The 23029-nt window shown below is 54.8% G+C and carries 23 protein-coding genes; 14 read left to right on the top strand and 9 right to left on the bottom strand.

The genetic code is table 11. From position 1 onward, the window contains the following. The first annotated feature begins 8 nt into the window (after nucleotides 1-8). From trpS to ACFE33_RS05265, 12 genes are all read left to right on the top strand, one after another. Nucleotides 9-1052 carry a tryptophan--tRNA ligase gene (gene trpS, locus ACFE33_RS05320; protein ID WP_380057856.1) on the top strand — a complete coding sequence of 348 codons (1044 nt, stop codon included), beginning with the start codon at nucleotides 9-11 and terminating at the stop codon, nucleotides 1050-1052. Nucleotides 1053-1154: 102 nt separating this feature from the next. Beyond that, nucleotides 1155-2024, top strand: a complete 870-nt coding sequence (locus ACFE33_RS05315) for a branched-chain amino acid aminotransferase (RefSeq protein WP_380057855.1) — start codon at nucleotides 1155-1157, stop codon at nucleotides 2022-2024. A gap of 61 nt (nucleotides 2025-2085) precedes the next feature. Continuing rightward, a complete protein-coding gene (locus ACFE33_RS05310) occupies nucleotides 2086-2541 on the top strand; it encodes a universal stress protein (protein WP_380057853.1) in 456 nt (151 codons plus the stop codon). 99 nt (nucleotides 2542-2640) lie between these two features. Next, nucleotides 2641-3204 (top strand): NifU family protein, encoded by a 564-nt coding sequence (locus ACFE33_RS05305; RefSeq protein ID WP_380057851.1) that lies wholly within the window; start codon nucleotides 2641-2643, stop codon nucleotides 3202-3204. After that, nucleotides 3194-3838 (top strand): tRNA (adenosine(37)-N6)-threonylcarbamoyltransferase complex dimerization subunit type 1 TsaB, encoded by a 645-nt coding sequence (gene tsaB, locus ACFE33_RS05300; protein WP_380057849.1) that lies wholly within the window; start codon nucleotides 3194-3196, stop codon nucleotides 3836-3838. The genes ACFE33_RS05305 and tsaB overlap by 11 nt, the downstream gene beginning before the upstream one ends. Beyond that, on the top strand, nucleotides 3835-4245 hold the full coding sequence (rimI, locus tag ACFE33_RS05295) for a ribosomal protein S18-alanine N-acetyltransferase (RefSeq protein WP_380057848.1): 411 nt from the start codon (nucleotides 3835-3837) through the stop codon (nucleotides 4243-4245). The genes tsaB and rimI overlap by 4 nt, the downstream gene beginning before the upstream one ends. A 185-nt stretch (nucleotides 4246-4430) precedes the next feature. Then, nucleotides 4431-5420: a BMP family protein gene (locus ACFE33_RS05290; RefSeq protein WP_380057846.1), complete on the top strand. Its 990-nt coding sequence runs from the start codon at nucleotides 4431-4433 to the stop codon at nucleotides 5418-5420. A gap of 6 nt (nucleotides 5421-5426) precedes the next feature. After that, entirely contained in the window at nucleotides 5427-7019 is a 1593-nt protein-coding gene (locus ACFE33_RS05285) for an ABC transporter ATP-binding protein (protein WP_380057844.1), read from the top strand. Beyond that, a complete protein-coding gene (locus ACFE33_RS05280; protein WP_380057843.1) occupies nucleotides 7016-8113 on the top strand; it encodes an ABC transporter permease in 1098 nt (365 codons plus the stop codon). Before ACFE33_RS05285 ends, ACFE33_RS05280 begins: the two co-directional genes overlap by 4 nt. Nucleotides 8114-8116: 3 nt before the next feature. Next, nucleotides 8117-9082 (top strand): ABC transporter permease, encoded by a 966-nt coding sequence (locus tag ACFE33_RS05275; protein WP_380057842.1) that lies wholly within the window; start codon nucleotides 8117-8119, stop codon nucleotides 9080-9082. Nucleotides 9083-9180: 98 nt separating this feature from the next. After that, entirely contained in the window at nucleotides 9181-10098 is a 918-nt protein-coding gene (locus tag ACFE33_RS05270) for a sulfite exporter TauE/SafE family protein (RefSeq protein WP_380057840.1), read from the top strand. After that, nucleotides 10098-10859 carry a TIGR02186 family protein gene (locus ACFE33_RS05265; RefSeq protein ID WP_380057839.1) on the top strand — a complete coding sequence of 254 codons (762 nt, stop codon included), beginning with the start codon at nucleotides 10098-10100 and terminating at the stop codon, nucleotides 10857-10859. Before ACFE33_RS05270 ends, ACFE33_RS05265 begins: the two co-directional genes overlap by 1 nt. On the opposite strand, the gene ACFE33_RS05260 is transcribed toward ACFE33_RS05265, so the two are convergent. From ACFE33_RS05260 to ACFE33_RS05245, 4 genes are all read right to left on the bottom strand, one after another. Beyond that, nucleotides 10856-11581 (bottom strand): SDR family oxidoreductase, encoded by a 726-nt coding sequence (locus ACFE33_RS05260; RefSeq protein ID WP_380057837.1) that lies wholly within the window; start codon nucleotides 11579-11581, stop codon nucleotides 10856-10858. The genes ACFE33_RS05265 and ACFE33_RS05260 overlap by 4 nt on opposite strands. After that, nucleotides 11578-13116, bottom strand: a complete 1539-nt coding sequence (locus tag ACFE33_RS05255; RefSeq protein WP_380057835.1) for an ATP-dependent RecD-like DNA helicase — start codon at nucleotides 13114-13116, stop codon at nucleotides 11578-11580. The genes ACFE33_RS05260 and ACFE33_RS05255 overlap by 4 nt, the downstream gene beginning before the upstream one ends. A 69-nt stretch (nucleotides 13117-13185) precedes the next feature. Continuing rightward, nucleotides 13186-14472: a crotonyl-CoA carboxylase/reductase gene (gene ccrA, locus ACFE33_RS05250; RefSeq protein ID WP_380057833.1), complete on the bottom strand. Its 1287-nt coding sequence runs from the start codon at nucleotides 14470-14472 to the stop codon at nucleotides 13186-13188. A gap of 109 nt (nucleotides 14473-14581) precedes the next feature. Further along, a complete protein-coding gene (locus tag ACFE33_RS05245; RefSeq protein ID WP_380057831.1) occupies nucleotides 14582-16000 on the bottom strand; it encodes a 1-acyl-sn-glycerol-3-phosphate acyltransferase in 1419 nt (472 codons plus the stop codon). Nucleotides 16001-16094: 94 nt separating this feature from the next. Here ACFE33_RS05245 and ACFE33_RS05240 point away from each other — a divergent pair, with 94 nt between their 5' ends. Together ACFE33_RS05240 and deoD are read left to right on the top strand one after the other, a co-directional pair. Further along, nucleotides 16095-18092, top strand: a complete 1998-nt coding sequence (locus ACFE33_RS05240; protein WP_380057829.1) for a protein meaA — start codon at nucleotides 16095-16097, stop codon at nucleotides 18090-18092. A 69-nt stretch (nucleotides 18093-18161) separates the two neighbouring features. Beyond that, nucleotides 18162-18866: a purine-nucleoside phosphorylase gene (deoD, locus tag ACFE33_RS05235; RefSeq protein WP_380057827.1), complete on the top strand. Its 705-nt coding sequence runs from the start codon at nucleotides 18162-18164 to the stop codon at nucleotides 18864-18866. A gap of 43 nt (nucleotides 18867-18909) precedes the next feature. Here deoD and ACFE33_RS05230 read toward each other — a convergent pair whose 3' ends face one another. The 5 genes from ACFE33_RS05230 to sdhC form a co-directional block, all read right to left on the bottom strand. Further along, on the bottom strand, nucleotides 18910-19689 hold the full coding sequence (locus tag ACFE33_RS05230; protein ID WP_380057825.1) for a succinate dehydrogenase iron-sulfur subunit: 780 nt from the start codon (nucleotides 19687-19689) through the stop codon (nucleotides 18910-18912). Between the two features lie 66 nt (nucleotides 19690-19755). Continuing rightward, a complete protein-coding gene (locus ACFE33_RS05225) occupies nucleotides 19756-20313 on the bottom strand; it encodes a hypothetical protein (RefSeq protein ID WP_380057824.1) in 558 nt (185 codons plus the stop codon). Beyond that, a complete protein-coding gene (sdhA, locus tag ACFE33_RS05220; protein WP_380057822.1) occupies nucleotides 20313-22118 on the bottom strand; it encodes a succinate dehydrogenase flavoprotein subunit in 1806 nt (601 codons plus the stop codon). The genes ACFE33_RS05225 and sdhA overlap by 1 nt, the downstream gene beginning before the upstream one ends. A gap of 12 nt (nucleotides 22119-22130) precedes the next feature. Beyond that, entirely contained in the window at nucleotides 22131-22502 is a 372-nt protein-coding gene (gene sdhD, locus ACFE33_RS05215; protein WP_380057820.1) for a succinate dehydrogenase, hydrophobic membrane anchor protein, read from the bottom strand. 9 nt (nucleotides 22503-22511) lie between these two features. Beyond that, complete coding sequence (sdhC, locus tag ACFE33_RS05210) at nucleotides 22512-22895, bottom strand: succinate dehydrogenase, cytochrome b556 subunit (protein ID WP_380057818.1); 384 nt, start codon at nucleotides 22893-22895, stop codon at nucleotides 22512-22514. Nucleotides 22896-23029: the final 134 nt, after the last annotated feature.

Below are 23029 nucleotides of genomic sequence, written 5' to 3'. Positions count from 1 at the left end.
TATTTCTTATGACCGAGGTGGTCCAAACACCCTCGCAGCTCGGCACTCAATTTGTACCGCGCGTTTTTTCTGGCATCCAGCCAACTGGCGGCCTGACACTTGGCAACTATCTCGGAGCGATCAAACGTTTCGTCGATATGCAAAGCAGTGGCGTTGAAACCTTCTATTGCATGGTTGATCTGCACGCGATCACGATGCCACAAAACCCCGACGATTTGCGCCGCGCTACGCGCGAACTTGCTGCGGGGTACCTTGCGGCGGGGCTGGATCCTGCACAATCCGCCTTGTTCAACCAAAGCCAAGTTCCTGAACACGCTCAGCTCGCATGGATTTTTAACTGTGTTGCGCGCATGGGCTGGCTTAACCGCATGACGCAATTCAAGGATAAGGCTGGTAAAAACCGCGAGGCCGCCTCTGTTGGGCTATTCGCTTATCCGACGCTGATGGCAGCGGACATTCTGGTTTATCACGCGACGCACGTACCCGTGGGCGAAGATCAGAAACAGCATATTGAACTGACACGCGATATCGCGACCAAGTTTAACCACGACTATGGCGTCGACTTCTTCCCGATCCCAGAACCGGTGATCGAGGGTGCCGCGACTCGAGTCATGAGTTTGCGTGACGGAACCAAGAAGATGTCGAAATCCGACCCGTCTGATGCAAGTCGGATCAACATGACCGATGATACCGACACGATCGCCAAGAAAATCCGCAAAGCCAAAACCGATCCGGACGCGCTCCCGAGCGAAGCGGATGGCCTTGCCGATCGACCAGAGGCGCGTAACCTTATCAACATCTATGCTGGCCTGGCCGACAAGAGTGTTGACGAGGTTATCGCAGAAGTCGGCGGAATGGAGTTTTCTGCGTTCAAGCCACAACTCGCGGAACTTGCTGTCTCCAAGCTGTCGCCAATCGCGACAGAAATGGCGCGCCTGATGGAGGATACTGCCGAGATCGACAAGATCCTGCGCGCGGGTGCGGAAAAGGCACGGGCCGTAACTGCGCCGATCCTTGCCCAGACTTATGATATTGTCGGCATGGTTAGCTAATTTCACTTGGCGGGGCGGAATGCTGCCCCGCCTGACCGCTTTTAGGTCTGGACACTTGACCTAGCCCTGCCTAGCTTCCTGAACAGATATTAGGAGGCGCTCATGGCAACTGGCAAAAACATCCGCACATATTTCGAAGGTAAGTGGCACGACCAAGACCTCTCTATTATGCGAGCTGCCGACCACGGAAGCTGGCTTGGCTCCACGGTCTTTGACGGGGCACGTTATGCCTATGGTCTGGCGCCTGACCTCGACCTGCATTGCGCGCGCGTAAATCGTTCGGCCGAGGCCCTGATGATTACCCCAACAGTTTCTACAGAGGACATGATTGATATCGTCTGGGAAGGGCTTGCCGCCTATCCGTCTGATGCGGCGGTCTATATTCGTCCGATGTATTGGGCATTGGATGGCGGCTTTATGGCGATTGTGCCCAAGGAAAACTCCACGGGATTTGCGATATCCCTAGAAGAAATCCCAATGGCGCCCGAAGATGCAACGACCACACTCACTAGAACCCGTTTCCGCCGTCCCGTGATCGAGGATAGCGTCGTGAATGCCAAGGCGGGCTGTCTTTATCCCAACAACGCGCGGATGTTGGCCGAGGCCCACTCCAAAGGTTTTGGCAACGCCCTCGTCGCCGATTTCGCGGGCAACGTTGCCGAATCCGCAACGGCAAATGCGTTCCTGGTAAAGGATGGAGTGCTCAAAACTCCGATTGCAAACGGCACTTTCCTCTCGGGGATTACCCGCGCGCGCCACATCAGCAACGCCCGCGAAGATGGTATCGAAGTACAAGAAACCGTACTGTCGTTTGATGATTTCCACGACGCGGACGAGGTGTTCCTTTCTGGCAATATGTCCAAGATCACACCCGTCAGTGCCTTCGAGGAAACGCATTACCAAACTGGTCCGGTAACCAAGAAGCTCCGCGAACTTTATTGGGAATGGGCCAAGGATAATCACAGCAAATAGCGCAACACGCTTGCAGCGCCCCCTAACTTTCGTCCATCATCCCACCGAACAGGAGAAAATGATGCGTAAGTTTTTGGTAGTATTGGATGATAGCCGCGAATGCCTGAATGCTATGCGCTTTGCCGCGATGCGTGCGGCGAACACGGGAGCAGGAGTTGAGATTCTCTCTGTGATTCCGCCTGATGAGTTCAACCACTGGATCGGAGTTGCCGACATCATGCGCGCCGAAGCACGCGAACGGATCGAGGTCCACTTTGAGGTTTTTGCCAAATGGATGCGGGACCGACAGCGCGTCGACCCCAAATTGGTGATCCGCGAAGGAGAGCCCTTGCCCGAGATTTTGGCACAAGTACGCGAAGACCCCGAAATCGGCGTTCTGGTACTTGGCGCAGGCACGGGAAGCGGAGGCCCGGGGCCACTTGTGACCGCACTTTCCAAATCTGCGGGGACGCTTCCGGTTCCGATTACCATCGTTCCGGGGGACCTGAGCAAAGAGCAACTTGAAGCGATCACCTAGGTACCGCACCAAAACAGTCAGAAAACCGAAGTTAGAATCGTTCTAATCCTTGACACTTGTCGGCCAGAGGCGCATATCTATGGCTGAACGGAGGCCCTTATGTTTATCCAAACCGAGTCCACACCAAACCCTGCAACACTAAAATTCCTGCCCGGTCAGACGGTGCTCGAAGTTGGTACAGCAGATTTCCCGAGCGCCGACACCGCCGACAGCTCGCCCCTTGCCCAGCGCATTTTTGCAATCAGTGGTATAACGGGTGTGTTTTTCGGTTCGGATTTCGTGACCGTCACCAAGAGCGACACAACAGAATGGGACCATGTAAAGCCCGCCATTCTCGGCGCAATCATGGAGCATTACCAGTCTGGCCAACCTGCGCTCACGACCGATAGTCAGCCTTCCGCAGGCCACGCCGCGCACGAAGGAGAAGACAGCGAAATCGTTGACCAAATCAAAGAGCTTTTGGATACACGCGTGCGCCCTGCAGTTGCCCAAGATGGTGGCGACATCACGTTCCACGGCTTTGATCGCGGGATTGTTTACCTTCACATGCAAGGTGCCTGCGCGGGTTGTCCAAGCTCCACGCTTACTTTGAAAATGGGCATCGAGAACCTGTTGCGCCATTACATCCCAGAAGTGCTTGAGGTGCGTCCGGTTGCCGCCTAACGCTCCACTTGTACTTGGATTTGACACGTCGGCCGCCCATTGTGCGGCCGCGTTGCTGTCTGGCGATCTCGTTTTGGCACAACAATACGCCCCAATGCAAAAAGGGCAGGCAGAAAACCTCGTGCCCATTCTAGAATCCACACTGGCCCAAGCTGGGCACAATTGGTCCGATCTCGACGCGATTGGTGTTGGAACCGGTCCGGGAAATTTCACGGGAATCCGTATTTCTGTAGCCTGCGCCCGCGGGATGGCGCTAGCGCTAGGAATACCGGCGGTTGGGGTCACAGCACTTGAGGCACAAGCTTTTGGCGTAACGCGCCCAGTTTATTCACTAATCCCAGCGCGTCGGAATATGTATTACATTCAAAAAGTTGGCGATCATGGCGCGCCAGTTGAACAGCTTTCTCTTGAGGATGCGCAAGCGCGTGTTGCAGGCGCAAAATCCGTTGGCCCAGTTGGCCAATCGGACTTCCCCGAGGCGCAAACGCCCATCGCCGAAGCCATCGCGCGCATCGCGTCTGAACGCTTTGCCTCACAAGATCCGACGCAGCGACCTGCGCCGTTCTATATGCGCGCGGCCGATGCCGCCCCAGCCAAGGACGCGCCGCCCACTATTCTTGACGCGGCGCCATGATCGACGCACTTGCCGACCTCCATGCACGGTGTTTCGTCACGCCGCGACCATGGTCAGCCGCCGAGTTTTCCGCGCTCCTTGATCAAAAGCACGTTTTTCTCATTCAGCATCAAGGTGGATTTGCGCTAGGTCGGGCCGTAGCTGGCGAAGCAGAACTGCTTACCGTTGCCGTTCCTCCAGAAGCCCGCAGACAGGGGACAGGACGCACCCTATTGGAGCAGTTCGAAGAAGAATCGAGAAGGCGCGAAGCAACAGAATCGTTCCTTGAAGTAGCCACAGATAACCACGCCGCAATCGCGCTTTATAGCGCCGCTGGATACGACGATTCTGGACGGCGTACAAAATATTATCGTTCGCCAAATGGCGCTTTTTTGGACGCATTGGTTATGCGCAAGAATTTGGTCTGAAAAACCATCCAATTTCGCCCAAAATCAAATATTTCCGTAACGTTTGTGACCACTTGATCAAAAAATTATTGACCTTGGCGTCAGACTCTCTCCTAAATACCCGATGATCTTCTTGTGATCTGCTCTTAACAAAGGGTAACGTCATGCATGGTATGACGCCCTAATACAACAACTGGGAGAGTATAATGACCCTCATGAAATCCATCCTTGGCGCAACTGCGACTCTAGCCCTTTCGGCTGGCGCAGTACTGGCCGACCCTGCGATGATCTTTGATCTCGGCGGTAAATTCGACAAATCGTTCAACGAAGCGGCCTATAACGGTGCTGAGCGCTGGAAAGAAGAAACAGGCGGTTCTTACGACGAATTCGAATTGTCCACTGACGCACAGCGCGAGCAGATCCTCCGCCGCTTTGCTGAGAACGGCAACAACCCAGTTGTTATGGCTGGCTTCTCTTTTGCTTCCGCGCTCGACACTGTTGCACCTGATTTCCCAGACACCAAGTTCGTATTGATCGACATGGTTGTGGATCAGCCCAACGTGCGCAGCATCGTATTTAACGAGCACACAGGCTCTTACCTCGTGGGTGTACTTGCGGCGATGGCGTCCAAGACTGACACAGTTTCCTTCGTAGGCGGCATGGATATCCCGCTGATCTCCAAGTTTGCTTGTGGCTACGCACAAGGCGCGAAAGCAACCAAGCCAGAGATTAACGTGATCGTAAACATGACAGGTACAACGCCTTCTGCATGGAACGACCCAGTTAAAGGCGGCGAACTTACACGCGGTCAAATCAGCCAAGGCTCGGACGTTGTGTTCGCAGCGGCTGGCGGTACTGGCCTCGGCGTGCTTCAAACTGCGGCTGACGAAGGCATCCTTTCCATCGGTGTAGACAGCAACCAAAACTACCTTCAGCCAGGTTCGGTTCTGACATCCATGGTAAAGCGTGTTGATAACGCCGTTTACGAAAGCTTCAAAGCTGGCGAAGCAGTAGAGCCTGGCTTTGTTGCAATGGGCCTTGCAAACGAAGGCGTCAGCTATGCTGTGGACGAGCACAACGAAGCGCTTCTCACTGACGAAATGAAAGCAGCTGTTGAAGAAGCACAAGCGAAAATCATCGCTGGCGAAATCACGGTACATGACTACATGTCCGATGAATCTTGCCCTGCGTTCTAAGTTAGAATGAAGACGGTAACGAAAACGGGGCGGCAGGAAACTGCCGCCTCGACGTCCCCCGCCCCCGCGATCGAACTGCGTGGCATCTCCAAGGCTTTCGGGCCGGTGCAAGCCAACAAGGACATCTCGATCACCGTTCAAAAAGGCACCGTTCACGGCATCATCGGCGAAAACGGCGCAGGGAAATCGACGCTCATGTCGATCCTCTATGGTTTCTACAAGGCCGATGCGGGCGAAATAATAATTGATGGCGTGCCCACCCTGATCCCTGACAGCCAAGCGGCGATCAAGGCAGGCATCGGCATGGTGTTTCAGCACTTTAAGCTGGTTGAAAATTTCACGGTCCTTGAGAACGTCGTTCTCGGTGCCGAAGATGGCTGGCGCCTGACGCCGAGCCTTCGCAAAGCGCGCAAGCTCCTCACCGAACTTTCGGCAGAGTACGAGCTAAATGTCGATCCCGACGCGCTGGTTGAGGACCTATCCGTTGGGCACCGCCAGCGGGTTGAGATCCTCAAGGCGCTCTATCGAGAAGCCGAAATCCTTATTCTGGACGAGCCAACCGGCGTTCTTACGCCCGATGAGGCCGACCACCTATTCCGTATTCTCGAGGGGCTTCGGGCCTCTGGGAAAACAATTATCCTGATCACGCACAAGCTTCGCGAGATCATGGACATCACTGATACCGTTAGCGTGATGCGTCGCGGGGAAATGACTGCGACGGTCAAAACATCAGAAACTAATCCCGAGCGACTCGCCGAGCTCATGGTTGGGCGCAAAGTTCTTCTGCGTGTTGATAAAACGCCAGCAACGCCGGGCAAAGAAATCCTTTCTGTTCAAAACCTTCGCGTCGTTGATGAACAGAATGTAGTGCGCCTAAAGGACATTTCATTCAACATTCGAGCGGGTGAAATCTTTGGGATCGCGGGTGTATCCGGCAACGGCCAGTCCGAACTCCTTGAGGTTCTGGGCGGTTACGAAAATGCAACCGGCACCGTGTTGCTTCATGGCGAACCGATTGACCTAAGCGAAGCAAGCGACGGCCAATCGCGCCGCGCTCGTGGTATCGCGCACGTGCCCGAGGACCGTCACGAAGACGGGCTAATCCTTGATTTTGAAGCGTGGGAAAACGTTGCTTTCGGATATCAAAACGACCCGAAGTACAACAAGAACGCCTTTATCATGGATAACAAAGCGATCCTTGAGGATACGCAAGGCAAGATGGAGCGCTTTGACGTGCGCCCGCCTAATCCGCGCCTCCATGCAGAGAGCTTCTCGGGCGGGAACCAACAAAAAATCGTCCTTGCCCGCGAGATCGAGCGTAACCCCGATCTATTGCTTATCGGGCAACCGACGCGCGGTGTGGATATCGGCGCGATTGAATTTATTCACCAGCAGATCGTGGCGCTTCGCGATCAAGGCAAAGCGATCCTTCTCGTTTCAGTTGAACTCGAAGAGGTCCTATCGCTCGCCGATCGTATTGCCGTGATGTTTGATGGTAAAATTATGGGTGAGCGCCTTGCCAGCGAAACCAATGAGCAAGAGCTAGGCATGATGATGGCGGGTATGACACCCGATGCAGACGGCGGAGAAGACAAATGAACAAAACGCCAAGATGGGCCGACGTCGTCCTCATTCCATTCATCAACCTCCTCATCGCGTTTGTGATCTCGGGCTGTGTTCTGGCCGCGATTGGCACGAACCCGTTTGATGCCCTTGGAACGATGATTAACGGCTCCTTCGGGAGTTCGCGTGGAGTTGGCTATACGCTTTATTACTCCACGAACTTTATCTTTACCGGCCTTGCGATGGCCATCGCCTCTCATGCGCGCATGTTCAACATCGGTGGTGAAGGACAGGCGACAATTGGTGGCTTGGGCGTCGCGGTAATCCTTCTTGCGCTCCCTTGGCCGCATTGGACGCTTGCGCTTCCTGCTGCGATCATCTTCGGCGGTTTGTTTGGCGCCGCTTGGGCATTTATTCCTGCTTACCTACAGGCCAAACGCGGTAGCCACATCGTTATTACGACGATCATGTTCAACTTCATGGCGGCCGCGCTAACGGGTTATCTTTTGACTGGACCGATGAAGGTTAAGGGCAAAATGGCGGCCGAAACGGCGTCCTTCCCAGAAGGTGCGCACTTGCCAACGTTCCATGAAATGCTCGCTCCTTTCGGGATCGAGTTCTCAAAACATGCGCCCGCGAATATTAGTTTCCTTGTTGCGCTTCTTTGTTGTTTGTTCTTCTGGGTGCTGATGTGGCATACGCGGCTTGGCTATCAGATACGCGCCATCGGGCACTCTGAATCCGCCTCGACCTATGCTGGTATCTCGCCCGCCAAGATCATGATTATCACCATGTTGATTTCCGGAGCCTTCGCTGGCCTCATGGCTGTAAACAACGTTATGGGCGAGGCAGAACGCCTTATCCACAACAGCGTCGAAGGTGCGGGCTTTATCGGTATTGCTGTGGCTCTCATGGGGCGCAACCACCCAGTCGGCGTGATCCTCGCGGCAATCCTGTTTGGTTTCCTCTGGCAAGGTGGTGCGGAGCTTCAATTTGAATACGGCATCCCGCGCGAGATGGTCACTGTGATCCAAGCGATTGTGATTATGTTGACTGGCGCTCTCGATTACATGGTCCGTGGGCCGGTCAATCGGATCTTCATTAAACTCGACAAGTCGAAGAGGGCCTAAGCCATGGAATTCTTTAACACGCTTATCCCGATTTTGGATTCCACGCTTCGTTATGCCGCTCCGCTCTTGCTGGCTTGTTTGGCCGGCCTCTACTCCGAGCGCGCAGGTATCGTAGATATTGGCCTAGAGGGTAAAATGCTCGGTGCAGCATTCCTTACGGGCGGCGTCGCATATGCAACCGGGTCGATCTGGCTTGGAATGCTTGCAGGTATTGCAGCGTCGATGGCGCTGTCATTGCTGCACGGAGTTGCTTCGATCACCTTCCGTGGCGATCAACTTATCTCTGGCGTTGCGATAAACTTCCTTGCTGCCGGCCTGTCAATTGTGGTCGGCGCTGCATGGTTCTCGCTTGGCGGGCGCACGCCCTCTTTGCCGCCAGAGGCTCGCTTCCAGAATATCGAGTTTCCGTTTGCCCAAGCAATCGAAGGTGTTCCGATCCTTGGCCCGATCTATTCGGAATTGCTATCAGGTCATACTATTCTGGTATATGTCGCGCTGCTCGCAGTGCCGCTGACATGGTTCGTTCTATATCGCACGCGTTTTGGCCTACGCCTTCGTGCGGCTGGTGAGAACCCAGGAGCGGTGGATACGGCTGGCGTTTCAGTTGTGCGTCTGCGGTATAGTGCGATTGTTATCGCAGGTATTCTATGTGGCCTAGCGGGCGCATATCTGGCGAGTTTCGCGGCAGGGTTCGTAAAGGATATGACCGCGGGTCGCGGCTATATTGCCCTTGCTGCACTCATCTTTGCGAAGTGGCGCCCGTGGCAGGCGATGGGCACGTGTTTGCTCTTCGGCTTCCTCTCGGCGGCGGCACCGTACTTGGAAAATCGCTCTTTCATGGGCGTCAGCGTTGCATCGCAGTTCATTGATGCCCTACCCTATATCCTAACGGTGATTATCCTCGCTGGGTTTGTGGGCAAAGCTATTCCTCCACGTGCAGGCGGGAAGCCATACGTTAAGGAAAAGTAATGTGCGATAATCGCATTAGGTAATTAGATCCGTCGCAAGCAGGCTAAACATCTTGCTTGCGACCAACTATAAGGCGCGTGATACGCTAGGATTCTCGCATGCAAATCTACCTTCCAATCGCCGAAGTGTCGGTCAACGCTTTCCTCCTCTTGGGGCTGGGTGGGCTTGTTGGAATTCTGTCTGGTATGTTTGGTGTTGGAGGGGGCTTCTTGTTGACGCCCCTTTTGTTTTTTATTGGCATCCCCCCCGCCGTTGCGGTTGCTACGGGCGCAACCCAGATCGTAGCGTCTTCGTTCTCTGGGGTGTTGGCGCATCTGAAACGCAAGACCGTTGATCTTCGAATGGGAACGGTGCTGCTTGCGGGCGGCCTCGTCGGGGCGGCCCTTGGGGTCCAACTCTTTAGCGCGCTCAAATCAATCGGTCAGGTCGATCTTCTTGTGACGCTCGCCTACGTTGTGTTCCTTGGGATTATCGGCGGCTTGATGTTTGTCGAAAGCCTGCGCGCCATCATGCGTGCCCGCAACGGCGGACCGATCTCAACGCGGCGCAGACACAACTGGGTTCATAACCTTCCCATCAAAATGAAGTTCCGTACTTCGGGCCTCTATATCAGCATCATCCCACCGCTCCTTGTCGGTGTCCTTGTGGGGGTACTTGCCGCGATTATGGGCGTTGGCGGGGGCTTTATTATGGTACCGGCAATGATCTATCTACTGGGAATGCCGACCAAAGTGGTGATCGGTACATCGCTGTTCCAGATCATTTTTGTTACCTCAGCGACGACACTGCTTCATGCCACAACGAACTATACGGTGGATATGCCTCTCGCCGTACTCCTGCTGATCGGTGGCGTGATCGGCGCACAGTATGGAACGCAAATCGGTGTGAAACTTAAGGCCGAGCAGTTACGCATTCTGCTTGCGCTCCTCGTACTGGTTGTCTGTGGAAAACTTGGACTTGACCTCATCCTAGAACCCAAAGAACTTTACTCTCTTACGACCATTGGCGGGCAATAATGCGGAGCTTGTTCTTAACAATCGGACTGCTGTTCGCTTCTGCGGTTTCTGCACAAGAAGAAGTCGTTGCTGGCCTAAGCCAGAACCGCGTTTCGATTACGGCAAATTTCGACGGCTCGGAAATCCTCATCTTTGGCGCGGTGAAACGTGAGACGCCGATCCCAACCGAAACACCGCTTGACGTTATCATCACGGTCTCGGGCCCCTCGACGCCCGTCATGGTGCGGCGCAAGAGCAACCGCGCGGGTATCTGGGTGAACACCGATGCCGTTGAGGTCGATTCCGCGCCTAGCTTCTATGCGGTGGCCACAACGGGTCCGCTCAAAACGATCCTCTCAAGCACAGAAGACCTTCGCCATAAAGTTAGCATAAACAGGGCGATCCGTTCTGTCGGCGCGCCCGCGTCTATCACGGATTCTGCTCGCTTTACCGAAGCATTGATCCGCATCCGTAGGGAAAACGGCCTTTACCAGCACCTCGAGGGCAAAGTCGCGCTGGCGGACGACACCTTGTTTCGCACTTCTATCGCGCTCCCCGCGAACCTAACCGAGGGCACGTACCTTACGCGCTTCATGCTGCTGCGGGACCGAGAGGTCATCAACAGCTATGAAACGCAAATTCAGGTGCAGAAAGTAGGGCTTGAACGTTGGCTCTATAACCTCGCGTATGAAACCCCACTTGTTTACGGCCTACTCTCGCTTTTCATCGCGATTTTGGCTGGCTGGGGAGCAAGCGCAGTCTTCGGATACAAGCGCAGCTAACCACGCCCGACAAAGGGCATATCGCTCGCCATGACGGTGACATTCAGGATGTTCGCATCCAGCGGAAGGTTCGCCATGTGGAAAACCGTGCTCGATACGTTATCTGCCGCCATAACGGGTTCTGGCTTAATCGACCCGTCCGCTTGCGGCACACCGCCCGACATTTGTGAGGTCATGGCACTGGCGGCATTGCCGATATCGATCTGACCGCAAGCGATGCTGAACGGCCGTCCGTCGAGCGCGATCGTTTTGGTCATCCCCGAAATTGCATGCTTGGTCGAGGTATACGAAACCGATCCAGGGCGCGGAGTTGTTGCCGAAATCGAGCCGTTATTAATGATGCGCCCTCCTTGTGGTTTCTGATGGCGCATACGAGCAAAGGCCGCCCGTGCGCACAGAAACATTCCCGTCAGGTTCACATCCACCACGCGCTGCCATTCGCTCAGCGTGATCTCATCAATTGTTGCTGCCACACCGAAACTGCCAGCGTTGTTGAACAACACGTCCAGTGTCCCGTCGAATTGATCAAACGCATTGACGACTTGGTCCTCATTCGTCACATCACAAGGAAGCAGCACGGCATTCTCGGCTCCATTGGCCACCTCTTCTAGCTTGTCTTGACTGCGTGCTATCATCCCAACGCGCCAACCATTCTTAAGGAACAGTTCCGCAGTTAGGGCCCCCAAGCCGCCGCTCGCGCCCGTAACAATGATCGACTTCATGCCTCATTCTCCTCGTTCTCAATCTCAAGCTTCAGGGCGACAGGCGCCGCCTGCAAATCATCTGTGGAAAGTGGCCCGCTCGGACGAGCCAATCGATTACGCACCACCCAAAATAGCCGCTTTTCCGCGCGGGTAATCGCGACATATGCCAAGCGCTTCCAAAGTGGCTGGCCAGCCTCAATTCGTCCCATCCGCGCCGCAGCATAGAGATCAGGCGCAAACACCTGAACATTCTCCCACTGCGAGCCCTGTGCCTTGTGAATTGTTACGGCCGCTCCGTGCAAAAACGTCGCCCCCATTCGTGCTGCATAGGGGATGAAGGGCTCTTCTTCGTCAGGAAACTCGATTTTGACGATCGAGGCGGCACTCACTTGGGGGTCTTCGGCGCCAATGACATGAAGCCGCGAAAAACCAGCCTTGCGCCCTGCCCCAAGATACACAACCTGCGCACCTTTGATCAGCCCCCGCGCCTCTAGATCAATCCGTTTCTTGCGGTGCTTCATCGGAAGTTCAATCCCGTCGCAAATCAACGGCTCCCCCGGCAAAAGCATATCCCCCGGCGCGCCAAAAGCTCCACGAAACGCTTGTATGAGTCTCACCCGCGTCGCATTGCGCCACACCAAAACGGGCGAACGCGCCATCAAATCGCTTTCAACCCGCTGTGCCATAACAACCCTGTCGTCCTTGGCTGCGGCTTCTTCAATCATACGTTCGAACCCCTCGAACGTAAGGGATTCATCGGCCAAGGCATGCGCCAAATCCAAAATCGGGTTATCTTGGGTCTGGCGATGAACCCGTGAAAGGACCATCTTTTGGCGGCCTTTGAAGCGATCAAATATCATCTCACCAGACTGCCCAACCGGCGCAAGCTGTGCCGGATCACCAAACAGCACCAACGTCGGGAAAATTTCGCGCAGATCGTTGTACTGCTTTTCATCGAGCATCGAGCTTTCATCAATAAACCCGATATCCAGCGGATCATCGCGCCGCTTCCACCCTGTGATAAAATCCGATCCACGCAACCCAGCCGCAGCCAGCGCACCAGGGACCGACTTGTTGGTCTGAAAGAACGCTAATGCACGATCAAGCGCCGCATCCGTTAGCCCCTCAATGTCGGGTCGCTCCCCTTCGCCCGCGAGCCACTCGGCGATTTTCTCGTACTCAGGATCATAGACGGGAGTGTATAGAATGCGGTGGATCGTGGTCGCGGGAACGCCTCTGTTCCGCAGAACGCTTGCCGCTTTGTTGGTGGGGGCAAGGATCGCCAATGTGCGGCGTGTTTTTCGCTTTTTTCCTTCATAGTCTCCGGAAACAACGTCAACGCCTGCGCTTTCAAGCGCCTTATACAACTCTGCCAGCAGGAGCGTCTTGCCGGAGCCTGCTTTGCCGATAACTGCGAGTGTTTTCTGTTTGCCCTCGCTGAGTGGCGTCAAAATGGAATCTTCCAGATCGACGCCAGCCTCGCGAAGAACTTCTGTAACGCGATCAAAGGCTTCGGCCTGATCGTCGGAATATGTAATGCTCGGCACGTTCATAAGCGAACATTATAGGGCTGCCCCTATGGTTGCCAGCGTATAACACGCTCTCCGAGCATTACGTTCGCATTAGGGCTGCGCCTCGAGCGTGTCCTCCCAGGTTTTCAGGCCAGTCCGAGGAGCCTGCACCAGAACCGCCATATTGCCGGGCTGATGCTCGTTACGGAGCATCTTGAGGTGGGCCTGTGGGATGTCCTTCCACGAGAAAACCTCACTCATGCAGGGATCAAGCCGGCGTTCGCACATCAACTTGTTTGCCGCCGCTGCCTGCTTGAGGTGGGCAAAGTGGCTGCCTTGAATGCGCTTCTGATTCATCCAGACATAGCGCGCGTCCATAGTCAGGTTATATCCCGTTGTCCCCGCACAGATCACAATCATCCCACCGCGTTTGCACACGAATGTCGAAACAGGGAATGTCGCCTCTCCCGGATGCTCGAACACCATATCGACGTTCACACCCTTGCCGGTGATATCCCAGATCGCCTTGCCAAACTTGCGCGCCTCGGCAAACCATTCCTTATATTCTGGGCTATTAACCGTCGGTAGTTGTCCCCAGCAATTGAAATCCTTGCGGTTGATAACGCCCTTCGCACCAAGCCCAAGCACGAAATCGCGCTTATCCTCGTCCGAGATGACCGCAATTGCATTCGCGCCAGCAGTGTTAATAAGTTGGATGGCATAGCTTCCCAAACCGCCCGACGCGCCCCAAACCAGAACGTTCTGTCCGGGCTTCAATTCGTGCGGGTGATGCCCGAAGAGCATGCGATACGCCGTCGCAAGTGTAAGCGTATAACAAGCGCTCTCCTCCCACGTCAGATGCTTGGGACGCGGCATGAGTTGTTGCGCCTGCACGCGCGTAAACTGAGCAAAGCTCCCGTCAGGCGTTTCATATCCCCAAATCCGCTGAGAGGTCGAGAACATCGGATCACCGCCGTTACATTCCTCGTCGTCGCCGTCGTCTTGGTTGCAATGGATCACAACCTCATCTCCGACTTTCCAGCGCGTAACTTTGTCGCCAACAGCCCAAACAATTCCGGATGCGTCAGAGCCAGCTATGTGAAAATCCGCCTTGTGAACGTCAAACGGGCTAATCGGAACGCCAAGCCCCGCCCAAACACCGTTATAGTTCACACCAGCCGCCATCACCAAAACCAACACTTCGTAGCTGTCGATTTTTGGAGTCTCTACGACCTCTAGCTGGAATGATTTATCGGGCTCACCGTGACGCTCACGGCGGATCGCCCACGCGTACATCTTGGACGGTACATGTCCCAGAGGTGGCATTTGACCAACCTCATATAGTTCCTGCTTGGGTGCATCATAATGCGTTTTGGTAGTCTCAACATCCAGAGCCATGGGGGCCTCCATTGGTTTCTGCAGCGCAGAATCACTGCGTCTCACCCTATGGCTAATATTTCGAAAGTAACTTTACAACAATAATTAGTATATTTTTGCAATTTAATTACTATTTCAATTCTGGACGATCCCCTCTCTCATCAATTTCAGCATCGACAATATGCGCAATAGATTTGGCGTAATACTCCACCAAGTCACGCGATTTTTCGTTAATTATCATACCACTATCATCTTCGCGAATAAATTGCCGCAGAAGCAACATACGCAAGCCGACTTGCGTTGCATAATTCGTATTATCGCGTGGCAAATGAACTTGCGCGCTGCAATCGCGCAATTTTTCAACGATCTGAACGAGCTGAGCTTCTACCTCTTCTCGCGCCAAAGGCTCCTGCGCGCGGCAAAGAATGTAAGCCACCAACGGAACCGGCAGAACGGGAACCTCTTGTCGAACTCGTGCCATAAGCTCTCGCCCAACATTTTTGGTCAGTTCTTCGGAACTGCGCACATCCATGTCCTTGGAAAATTCACGAAGCGATAATGGCGAACCAAAGCTCACCGCTGCATAGCCGAAGCGGTGGAATCTACCCGTCAGGAAAAAGCGAATTTGGCGGAACACAAAGCCGAGCATACTGAACGGACCAAATCGAAATTTTCGACCACCAGCCGTCGCGGCTTCGATCAGCACTCGGTCTTCAAGCACGCGATCATAGTTCAAAGCAACGGGAACAAACACCACGTCGCGGCCTTCGTCGCCGTGATATCCCGAGATCACATAGTTCAGGATTCCAAGCTTTGGCGGCTTAACTTCGCCCGTTAGTGAAAGCCCCCCTTCTGGGAATACGGCCTGCCCAACGCCCGCTTCTGTCGCCATCTGGACATAGCGCCCTAGCACACGACGATAGAGGACATTGTTTGATTTCCGCCTTATAAAATAGGCCCCCATGAACCGCAGAAGTCCCTGAAGCGGCCACACGCGCGCCCATTCTCCAACCGCATAAGAGAGCGCCGTGCGCTCCGCTGCAAGGTAGGTCACTAGGAAATAATCCATGTTCGAGCGGTGATTCATCACGTAGACCACGGTCGAGCTTGGCTCTATTTCCGCGATGCTCTTTTCGTCACGATAGGCAATCCGCACCCGATAGATACCGCGCGAAAGCCATCGCGTGATCCGTGTAGCAAATCCGAAATATGCTGTTGCAGAGAACGAGGGAACGATCTCGCGGGCATACCTATGAGCCGCCTCAAAGGCGACGTTTTCGGGAATCCCATCTTCCTTTGCTTGCTCTGCGACGGCCTCAGCAACCTTGGGATCATAGATCAATCGCTGGATCATATCGTGGCGCCGTGCGAGCTTGAACGGCTCTATGGGACGCTCCAGACGTTCGTTCAAACGCGCTACGACCCGCTCCATCCGACGACGAAAAAACCAGCGTACTGAGGGTACGAGAATACGCTCCAACGCAGAGACCGCAGCCAGCAACGCCACGATCGAAATGAGCCACACCGGAATTTGGACTGTTTCAAACATCGTGCCAGAATTTCAGCACCGCGCCCTAAGGTAAAGCCCAGCATGCTGCAACGCAGAGATTGACAAAGCAATTAAATTACCAATACGATATTCAATGAGAGATAAAGTTACTCATGGAGTCGAGATGACCAATTCAGAGAAAACACGTCCGTGGTTGTTTCGGACCTATGCTGGCCACTCGACGGCCCTCGCATCAAACGCTCTCTATCGCTCAAACCTTGCGAAAGGTCAGACGGGCCTCTCGGTCGCGTTCGACCTCCCCACTCAGACGGGATATGACAGCGATCATGTGCTAGCGCGCGGCGAAGTGGGCAAAGTAGGCGTCCCTATCGACCATATCGGAGACATGCGTGCGCTGTTTGCCGATATTCCGCTCGAACGTATGAACACCTCAATGACGATCAACGCGACTGCGCCGTGGTTACTTGCGCTCTATATCGCGGTGGCAGAGGAGCAAGGCGCGGACATCTCGGCCCTCAAAGGGACGGTGCAAAACGATATCATCAAAGAGTACCTAAGCCGCGGCACCTACGTCTGTCCGCCAGAGCCATCGTTGCGGATGTTGACGGATGTCGCGGCCTATACACGCGCGCACCTCCCGAAATGGAACCCCACAAACATCTGCTCCTATCACTTACAAGAAGCGGGCGCGACACCGGAAGAAGAGCTTGCCTTCGCCCTCGCAACCGCGATCTCTGTGCTCGACGACCTGCGCGAAAAGGTACCAGCAGAGCACTTCCCCGAAATGGTCGGGCGCATCAGCTTCTTCGTGAATGCAGGCATTCGCTTTGTGACGGAGCTATGCAAAATGCGTGCGTTCGTTGAGCTTTGGGACGAAATCACACGCGAGCGCTATGGCATTGAGGACCCAAAATTTCGACGCTTTCGTTATGGCGTCCAAGTGAACAGCCTCGGCCTGACCGAGCAGCAGCCGGAAAACAACGTCTATCGCATTCTCATCGAAATGCTGGCGGTGACCCTTTCCAAGAACGCGCGCGCCCGTGCTGTGCAGCTTCCCGCATGGAACGAAGCCCTCGGGCTGCCACGCCCGTTCGATCAGCAATGGTCGCTCCGCATGCAGCAAATCCTAGCCTATGAAACCGACCTTCTGGAATACGATGACCTCTTTGACGAGAATCCTGCGATCAACCGCAAGGTCGATGAGCTAAAGAAGCGCGCGCGCGAAGAGCTTGGCCTTATTGACGATATGGGCGGAGCGATCGCAGCGATTGAGTACATGAAATCGCGCTTGGTGGACAGCAACGCAGAACGGCTTCGCAAAATCGAAAACGGTGAGACCACCGTCGTGGGTGTGAACCGCTGGACGGAAACAACCGAGAGCCCGCTCACCGCAGGCGATCGTGCCATTATGGAAGCCGACCCCGAGGCAGAGGCGGATCAAATAGACCGCCTGAATGCCTTCAGAGAGGCGCGCGATGAGGCCCTAGCCCAAGACGCGCTTGACGCTCTTCGCGCGGCCGCAGAAGGGGGCGCTAATATCATGCCTCCGTCAATTGCCTGCGCCAAGGCGGGCGTTACGACTGGCGAATGGGGCGATGTATTGCGCCAGACGTTTGGCCAGTTCCGCGCACCGACTGGAGTTCGCAAGACCATTTCAAACCGCACTGAAGGACTTGAAGACATACGCTCGGCGGTTGATCTGGTCAGTGCAAGAATGGGCCGACGCCTAACGCTTTTGGTCGGGAAGCCTGGGCTTGACGGGCACTCCAACGGCGCCGAACAGATTGCGACACGCGCACGCGATTGCGGGATGGACATTCGCTATGAAGGTATCCGCCTAACGCCCGAGGAAATCGTGGCCGCCGCAAAGCGTGAAAACGCGCATATCGTGGGGCTATCGATCCTTTCGGGGAGCCACATTCCCCTACTTACCGAAGTCATTGAACGGATGCAAAGCGCGGGCCTTGGTCATATTCCTGTCGTAGCGGGCGGCATAATTCCAGAGGATGACGAGCAGGAACTTCTTGGTCGCGGGGTTGCGCGCATCTATACGCCCAAGGACTTTGAGATGAATAAAATCATGTTTGATATCGTTGATCTGGTCGACGCCACGTCCCTCGCTGCAGAGTAACTCGAACCTTGCGCTCGGCGTGTGCATTGTGCAGAGATTGTCCATCCAGTCAAAATTATCGAGGTTCACATGACAGTCCATATTGGCGCAGCCCCTGGCGATATCGCAGAAACCGTTCTCTTGCCCGGCGATCCGTATCGCGCAAAATGGGCCGCCGAGACCTTCCTGACGGACATCAAATTGGTGAATGAAGTGCGCGGAATGCTTGGCTTCACCGGCATGTGGAAGGGAAATCGTGTTACGATTCACGGCACAGGCATGGGTATGCCGAGCCTGTCGATCTATGTGAATGAAATGATCACCACATATGACGCCAAGACCCTGATCCGTATTGGCTCCTGCGGCGGGATGCAGAAAAGCGTAAAGGTTCGGGATGTCATTATCGGGATGACGGCCACGACGCTTTCGACACCCTCGCGCGGGATTTTTAAGGAAATGAACTTTGCTCCGTGCGCCGACTATGGGCTTTTACGTGCAGCAGCCGACGCCGCTGAATCGCGCGGCACGCCAACGCATGTGGGCGGCATTTACTCAAGCGATGTGTTCTATGACGAGCGGCCAGACCTGAACGAGCAAATGGTTCGTCACGGCATCCTAGGCGTCGAGATGGAAGCAGCAGAGCTCTATAACCTCGCGGCACGTCATGGCCGCCGCGCGCTTGCTGTGCTCACCGTTTCGGATCACTTGCTTACGGGTGAGGCCCTCCCGAGTGAGGACCGCGAGAAGAGCTTTGGCGATATGGTAGAAATCGCACTCGAAGCGGCCTTCGCCTAAACGAAAAAGGCCGGCGTCTCATCGCCGGCCTTTACTCGATGCGCTATACCGCGCGCTCGACCATCATCTTCTTGATACTGCTGATCGACTTGGCGGGGTTAAGACCCTTAGGACAAGTCTTGGCGCAGTTCATGATCGTGTGACAGCGATAGAGCTTGAACGGATCCTCAAGATCATCCAAACGCTCGCCTGTGGCCTCATCGCGACTGTCGATAATCCAGCGATAGGAATGCAGAAGTGCGGCAGGCCCGAGATATTTATCGCTGTTCCACCAGTAGCTTGGGCAGCTCGTTGAGCAACACGCGCACATCACGCACTCATAGAGGCCGTCCAACTTCTTGCGATCCTCAATGGACTGTTTCCACTCTTTGGCGGGGCGATTTGTCTTGGTCTCAAGCCACGGCATCACACTCGCGTGCTGTGCGTAGAAATGTGTGAGATCGGGGATCAAGTCCTTGACGACCGACATATGCGGAAGCGGGTAAATCTTGATGTCGCCCTTTACCTCGTCCATGCCATAGATACATGCGAGCGTGTTGATGCCCCCCACGTTCATCGCACAAGAACCACAGATGCCTTCTCGGCACGAACGGCGGAACGTCAGCGTCGGGTCGATCTCGTTTTTGATTTGGATAAGACCATCCAAAATCATCGGTCCGCAGGTGTCCAGATTGACGAAATACGTATCAATCTGTGGATTTTTACCATCATCAGGGTTCCAACGGTAAATCTGGAACTTGCGCAGATTCGTCGCGCCCTCGGGCTTGGGCCATGTCTTGCCCACTTTGACCTTGGAGTTCTTGGGAAGTGTAAACTCTACCATGTTAGCACCCGTTTCTTTGTGGCTTGGTCGAAGCGCGCATGGCTTCGATGGCTCGTTTGTTGCGCATTAGATATCCCCCTCAAGGGACGAACGGATCGTGCTCCCTGTCTCAAGGAAGGAAAGCGCCCGTTTTTGCTGTTCCAATGTAAGTGTCGTCCAAAGCTCTGCATCGCCAGCTTGCAGCGGATACTGCGTAGGCAGCGCAAGCTTACCTGCTGGTGCGGACTTGGGCGTCGCGGATACGACCGTTGGAGCAGGCGCTGGAGTAGGTTTGAATGACTCTGTGCGATAACTCGCGCCATCACTCAGGACATTGCTGCCATAGCGACCACGCTGACTTGTTGGCACATAGCCCGCGCTACTTTCAAATTCGACGCCCGCAGGGAGCGCGCCAGCACGGTTCAGACACTCAAGGTACGGGAACCGTAGGCCATTGCTGTCCGTTTCCACGCCGTCGATAAGACGGTTGAAATAGCTATCCCGTGCAACTGCGCTGTCGAAGGAAAGCCCCGAACGGCTCGCCAATGCGGCCTGACACTCTGCCTCCGTCGCAGGCGCGCGCGTCTGGGTCGGCCCACAGGCCGCGACCATCAACAGCCCCAACGTTCCGGCAATCAAACGCATCAGAACGTCCTCGCTTTCGGCGCGATAGTCTTAAGGCTGATCCCGCCCTCTTTTTCGGTCGTCAGCGGATCTTTCACAACCGGACGATAGGACAACTCAACTTTGTTGCCATCCACGCGGCTGATGGTGTGAACACGCCAGTTTTCATCGTCGCGCTTCGAATAGTCCTCATGCGCATGCGCGCCGCGGCTTTCTTTGCGCGCCTCAGCTCCGACAATCGTTGCCATCGCATTGGGAAGAAGGTTCGTAAGCTCAAGCGTTTCCATCAGGTCGCTGTTCCAAACAAGGCTCCGATCCGTAACTTTCAGATCGTCGACCTTGCCAGCAATGACCGTCATCTTCTCAACGCCTTCGGCAAGCGTTTTGTCAGTGCGGAAAACAGCGGCATCGGACTGCATTGTTTTCTGCATTTCCAGACGCAATTCTGCGGTTGCGATGTTGCCTTTCGCGTGGCGCAAGCCGTCAAAACGGTCGAGTGCTGCGTCCACGGATGATTGGTTCAGAGTTGGGTTCGGAGCCTCGGCATCAACCACTTTGCCAGCCTTGATCGCGGCGGCACGGCCAAACACAACAAGGTCGATCAGCGAGTTGGAACCAAGACGGTTCGCACCATGCACAGACGCACAGCCCGCCTCACCCACAGCCATCAAACCTGGAAGGATTGCGTTGGGGTCTTCTTTTGTCGGGTTCAGAACTTCACCGAAATAGTTCGTCGGAATACCACCCATATTATAGTGAACAGTCGGAAGAACAGGGATCGGTTCCTTAGTTACGTCCACGCCCGCAAAGATGCGCGCGCTTTCTGAAATGCCCGGCAAACGCTCGGCCAGTGCTTCCTTGGGAAGGTGGCTCAGGTTCAGGTGGATGTGGTCACCATCAGGGCCAACACCGCGACCTTCGCGAATTTCCATTGTCATGGAGCGCGAAACATAGTCACGCGGCGCGAGGTCTTTATAGGTCGGCGCGTAACGCTCCATAAAACGCTCGCCCTCGGAGTTAGTAAGATACCCCCCCTCGCCGCGCGCGCCCTCTGTGATCAAGCAACCAGAGCCGTAGATACCCGTTGGGTGGAATTGCACGAACTCCATATCCTGCAAAGCAAGCCCAGCGCGCGCCACCATGCCGCCGCCGTCACCTGTACATGTATGCGCGGATGTTGCGCTAAAGAATGCACGACCATAACCGCCCGTCGCAAGCACAGTCATCTTAGCGTTGAACACGTGGATTGTGCCATCGTCCAACTTCCAACAAACAACACCTTGGCATTGGCCGTCTTCGGACATGATCAAGTCAATCGCGAAATACTCGATAAAGAATTCCGCGTTATGCTTGAGAGATTGGCCATAAAGCGTGTGAAGAATTGCGTGGCCCGTACGGTCCGCAGCTGCGCAGGTACGCTGTACGGGAGGGCCTTCGCCGAACTCGGTTGTGTGGCCGCCAAACGGGCGCTGGTAAATCTTGCCCTCTTCGGTACGCGAGAACGGAACGCCGTAATGCTCCAGCTCATAAACCGCCTTGGGCGCTTCGCGCGCCAGATACTCCATCGCATCCGTATCACCGAGCCAATCGGACCCCTTGACCGTGTCATACATATGCCACTGCCAGTTATCCGGACCCATATTTGAGAGCGATGCCGCGATCCCGCCCTGCGCCGCAACGGTATGCGAGCGGGTTGGAAAAACCTTGGTTACACAAGCAGTCCGTAGCCCCTGCTCCGCCATGCCAAGTGTCGCCCGAAGTCCCGCACCACCAGCACCAACAACAACCACATCGTATTCGTGGGTTTCGTATTCATATGCAGACATGAAGCCAGCTCCTTAAAGCGCGATTTTTGCAAGGGCGAAGAGGCCAACAGCCATCAACCCGTAGGAAAAGAGGATCACCGCGATCAAAGTAACTTTGCCAGCGGTTCCATGAACGTAATCTTCGATCATCATCTGAGCTCCTTTACGGAAATGCTGAAGCCCGAAGACCAGCACAAGCGCCGTGACGATTGCCGGAAGTGGCCGCGAGAATGTCGCGATCACTTCTTCATAGCCGCCACCAAATGCACACCCAAAGATGAAAACAAACACGGGTACGATAATGGCAAGGCCAACGGCACTTACCTGCATGAACCAGTGATCTGCGGTTCCGGTTCCAGAGGCGCCCTTGCCCTCAACACGTTTACGATCTGTCAAATAACGCATAGCGGCCTCCTAAACGATCACGCAGGTGATCAATGTCAAAACGACGGATCCAATAATGATGCCCCAACCCAGCTTGTCGGCAACAACGGGATCAAGACCGCGTCCTGAGTCAAAATAGAGATGACGCAGACCTGCGAGGTAGTGATACCAAATACCCAAGAGCGACAGCACCATGATCAACCGTCCGAACCAAGACGTCAGAAATCCGTTTGCCAAGGCAAAATATTCTTCGCCGCTAGAGGCCGCAAAGAGCCACCAAACAACAAGCACAAAGCTTACAATCAATGCGTTGCCGGTAATTCGCGTCATAATCGACGTGAAGGAGTTAAGTTGGGGCCGGTAAATGCCGAGATGCGGAGAGAGCGGGCGGGCGCTCTGCTTCTTGTCAGCCATGGGTTCACCCTTTCAGGATAAGATGCCTTTGGATCAGTTTTTCCAACTAATAACGTATTTTTGTCCTATGTCACTCATAGAGAGCGGCAAAAACGCGTAAAATTGCGGGATCAGGAGTATTAATTTCGCTTTGT

Origin of the sequence: Falsihalocynthiibacter sp. SS001 (assembly GCF_042445055.1) — a bacterium.
In the GTDB taxonomy this organism is placed as follows: Bacteria; Pseudomonadota; Alphaproteobacteria; order Rhodobacterales; family Rhodobacteraceae; genus Falsihalocynthiibacter.
Note: the sequence above shows the minus strand (reverse complement) of the source record. Positions and strands in the feature narration are given on the sequence as shown.

Bases quoted from the DNA above. Each gene is read 5' to 3' on its own strand.
- trpS (WP_380057856.1), top strand. From the start codon at position 9: ATGACCGAGGTGGTCCAAACACCCTCGCAGCTCGGCACTCAATTTGTA.
- ACFE33_RS05315 (WP_380057855.1), top strand. From the start codon at position 1,155: ATGGCAACTGGCAAAAACATCCGCACATATTTCGAAGGTAAGTGGCAC.
- ACFE33_RS05310 (WP_380057853.1), top strand. From the start codon at position 2,086: ATGCGTAAGTTTTTGGTAGTATTGGATGATAGCCGCGAATGCCTGAAT.
- ACFE33_RS05305 (WP_380057851.1), top strand. From the start codon at position 2,641: ATGTTTATCCAAACCGAGTCCACACCAAACCCTGCAACACTAAAATTC.
- rimI (WP_380057848.1), top strand. From the start codon at position 3,835: ATGATCGACGCACTTGCCGACCTCCATGCACGGTGTTTCGTCACGCCG.
- ACFE33_RS05290 (WP_380057846.1), top strand. From the start codon at position 4,431: ATGACCCTCATGAAATCCATCCTTGGCGCAACTGCGACTCTAGCCCTT.
- ACFE33_RS05285 (WP_380057844.1), top strand. From the start codon at position 5,427: ATGAAGACGGTAACGAAAACGGGGCGGCAGGAAACTGCCGCCTCGACG.
- ACFE33_RS05280 (WP_380057843.1), top strand. From the start codon at position 7,016: ATGAACAAAACGCCAAGATGGGCCGACGTCGTCCTCATTCCATTCATC.
- ACFE33_RS05275 (WP_380057842.1), top strand. From the start codon at position 8,117: ATGGAATTCTTTAACACGCTTATCCCGATTTTGGATTCCACGCTTCGT.
- ACFE33_RS05270 (WP_380057840.1), top strand. From the start codon at position 9,181: ATGCAAATCTACCTTCCAATCGCCGAAGTGTCGGTCAACGCTTTCCTC.
- ACFE33_RS05265 (WP_380057839.1), top strand. From the start codon at position 10,098: ATGCGGAGCTTGTTCTTAACAATCGGACTGCTGTTCGCTTCTGCGGTT.
- ACFE33_RS05260 (WP_380057837.1), bottom strand. From the start codon at position 11,581: ATGAAGTCGATCATTGTTACGGGCGCGAGCGGCGGCTTGGGGGCCCTA.
- ACFE33_RS05255 (WP_380057835.1), bottom strand. From the start codon at position 13,116: ATGAACGTGCCGAGCATTACATATTCCGACGATCAGGCCGAAGCCTTT.
- ccrA (WP_380057833.1), bottom strand. From the start codon at position 14,472: ATGGCTCTGGATGTTGAGACTACCAAAACGCATTATGATGCACCCAAG.
- ACFE33_RS05245 (WP_380057831.1), bottom strand. From the start codon at position 16,000: ATGTTTGAAACAGTCCAAATTCCGGTGTGGCTCATTTCGATCGTGGCG.
- ACFE33_RS05240 (WP_380057829.1), top strand. From the start codon at position 16,095: ATGAGAGATAAAGTTACTCATGGAGTCGAGATGACCAATTCAGAGAAA.
- deoD (WP_380057827.1), top strand. From the start codon at position 18,162: ATGACAGTCCATATTGGCGCAGCCCCTGGCGATATCGCAGAAACCGTT.
- ACFE33_RS05230 (WP_380057825.1), bottom strand. From the start codon at position 19,689: ATGGTAGAGTTTACACTTCCCAAGAACTCCAAGGTCAAAGTGGGCAAG.
- ACFE33_RS05225 (WP_380057824.1), bottom strand. From the start codon at position 20,313: ATGCGTTTGATTGCCGGAACGTTGGGGCTGTTGATGGTCGCGGCCTGT.
- sdhA (WP_380057822.1), bottom strand. From the start codon at position 22,118: ATGTCTGCATATGAATACGAAACCCACGAATACGATGTGGTTGTTGTT.
- sdhD (WP_380057820.1), bottom strand. From the start codon at position 22,502: ATGCGTTATTTGACAGATCGTAAACGTGTTGAGGGCAAGGGCGCCTCT.
- sdhC (WP_380057818.1), bottom strand. From the start codon at position 22,895: ATGGCTGACAAGAAGCAGAGCGCCCGCCCGCTCTCTCCGCATCTCGGC.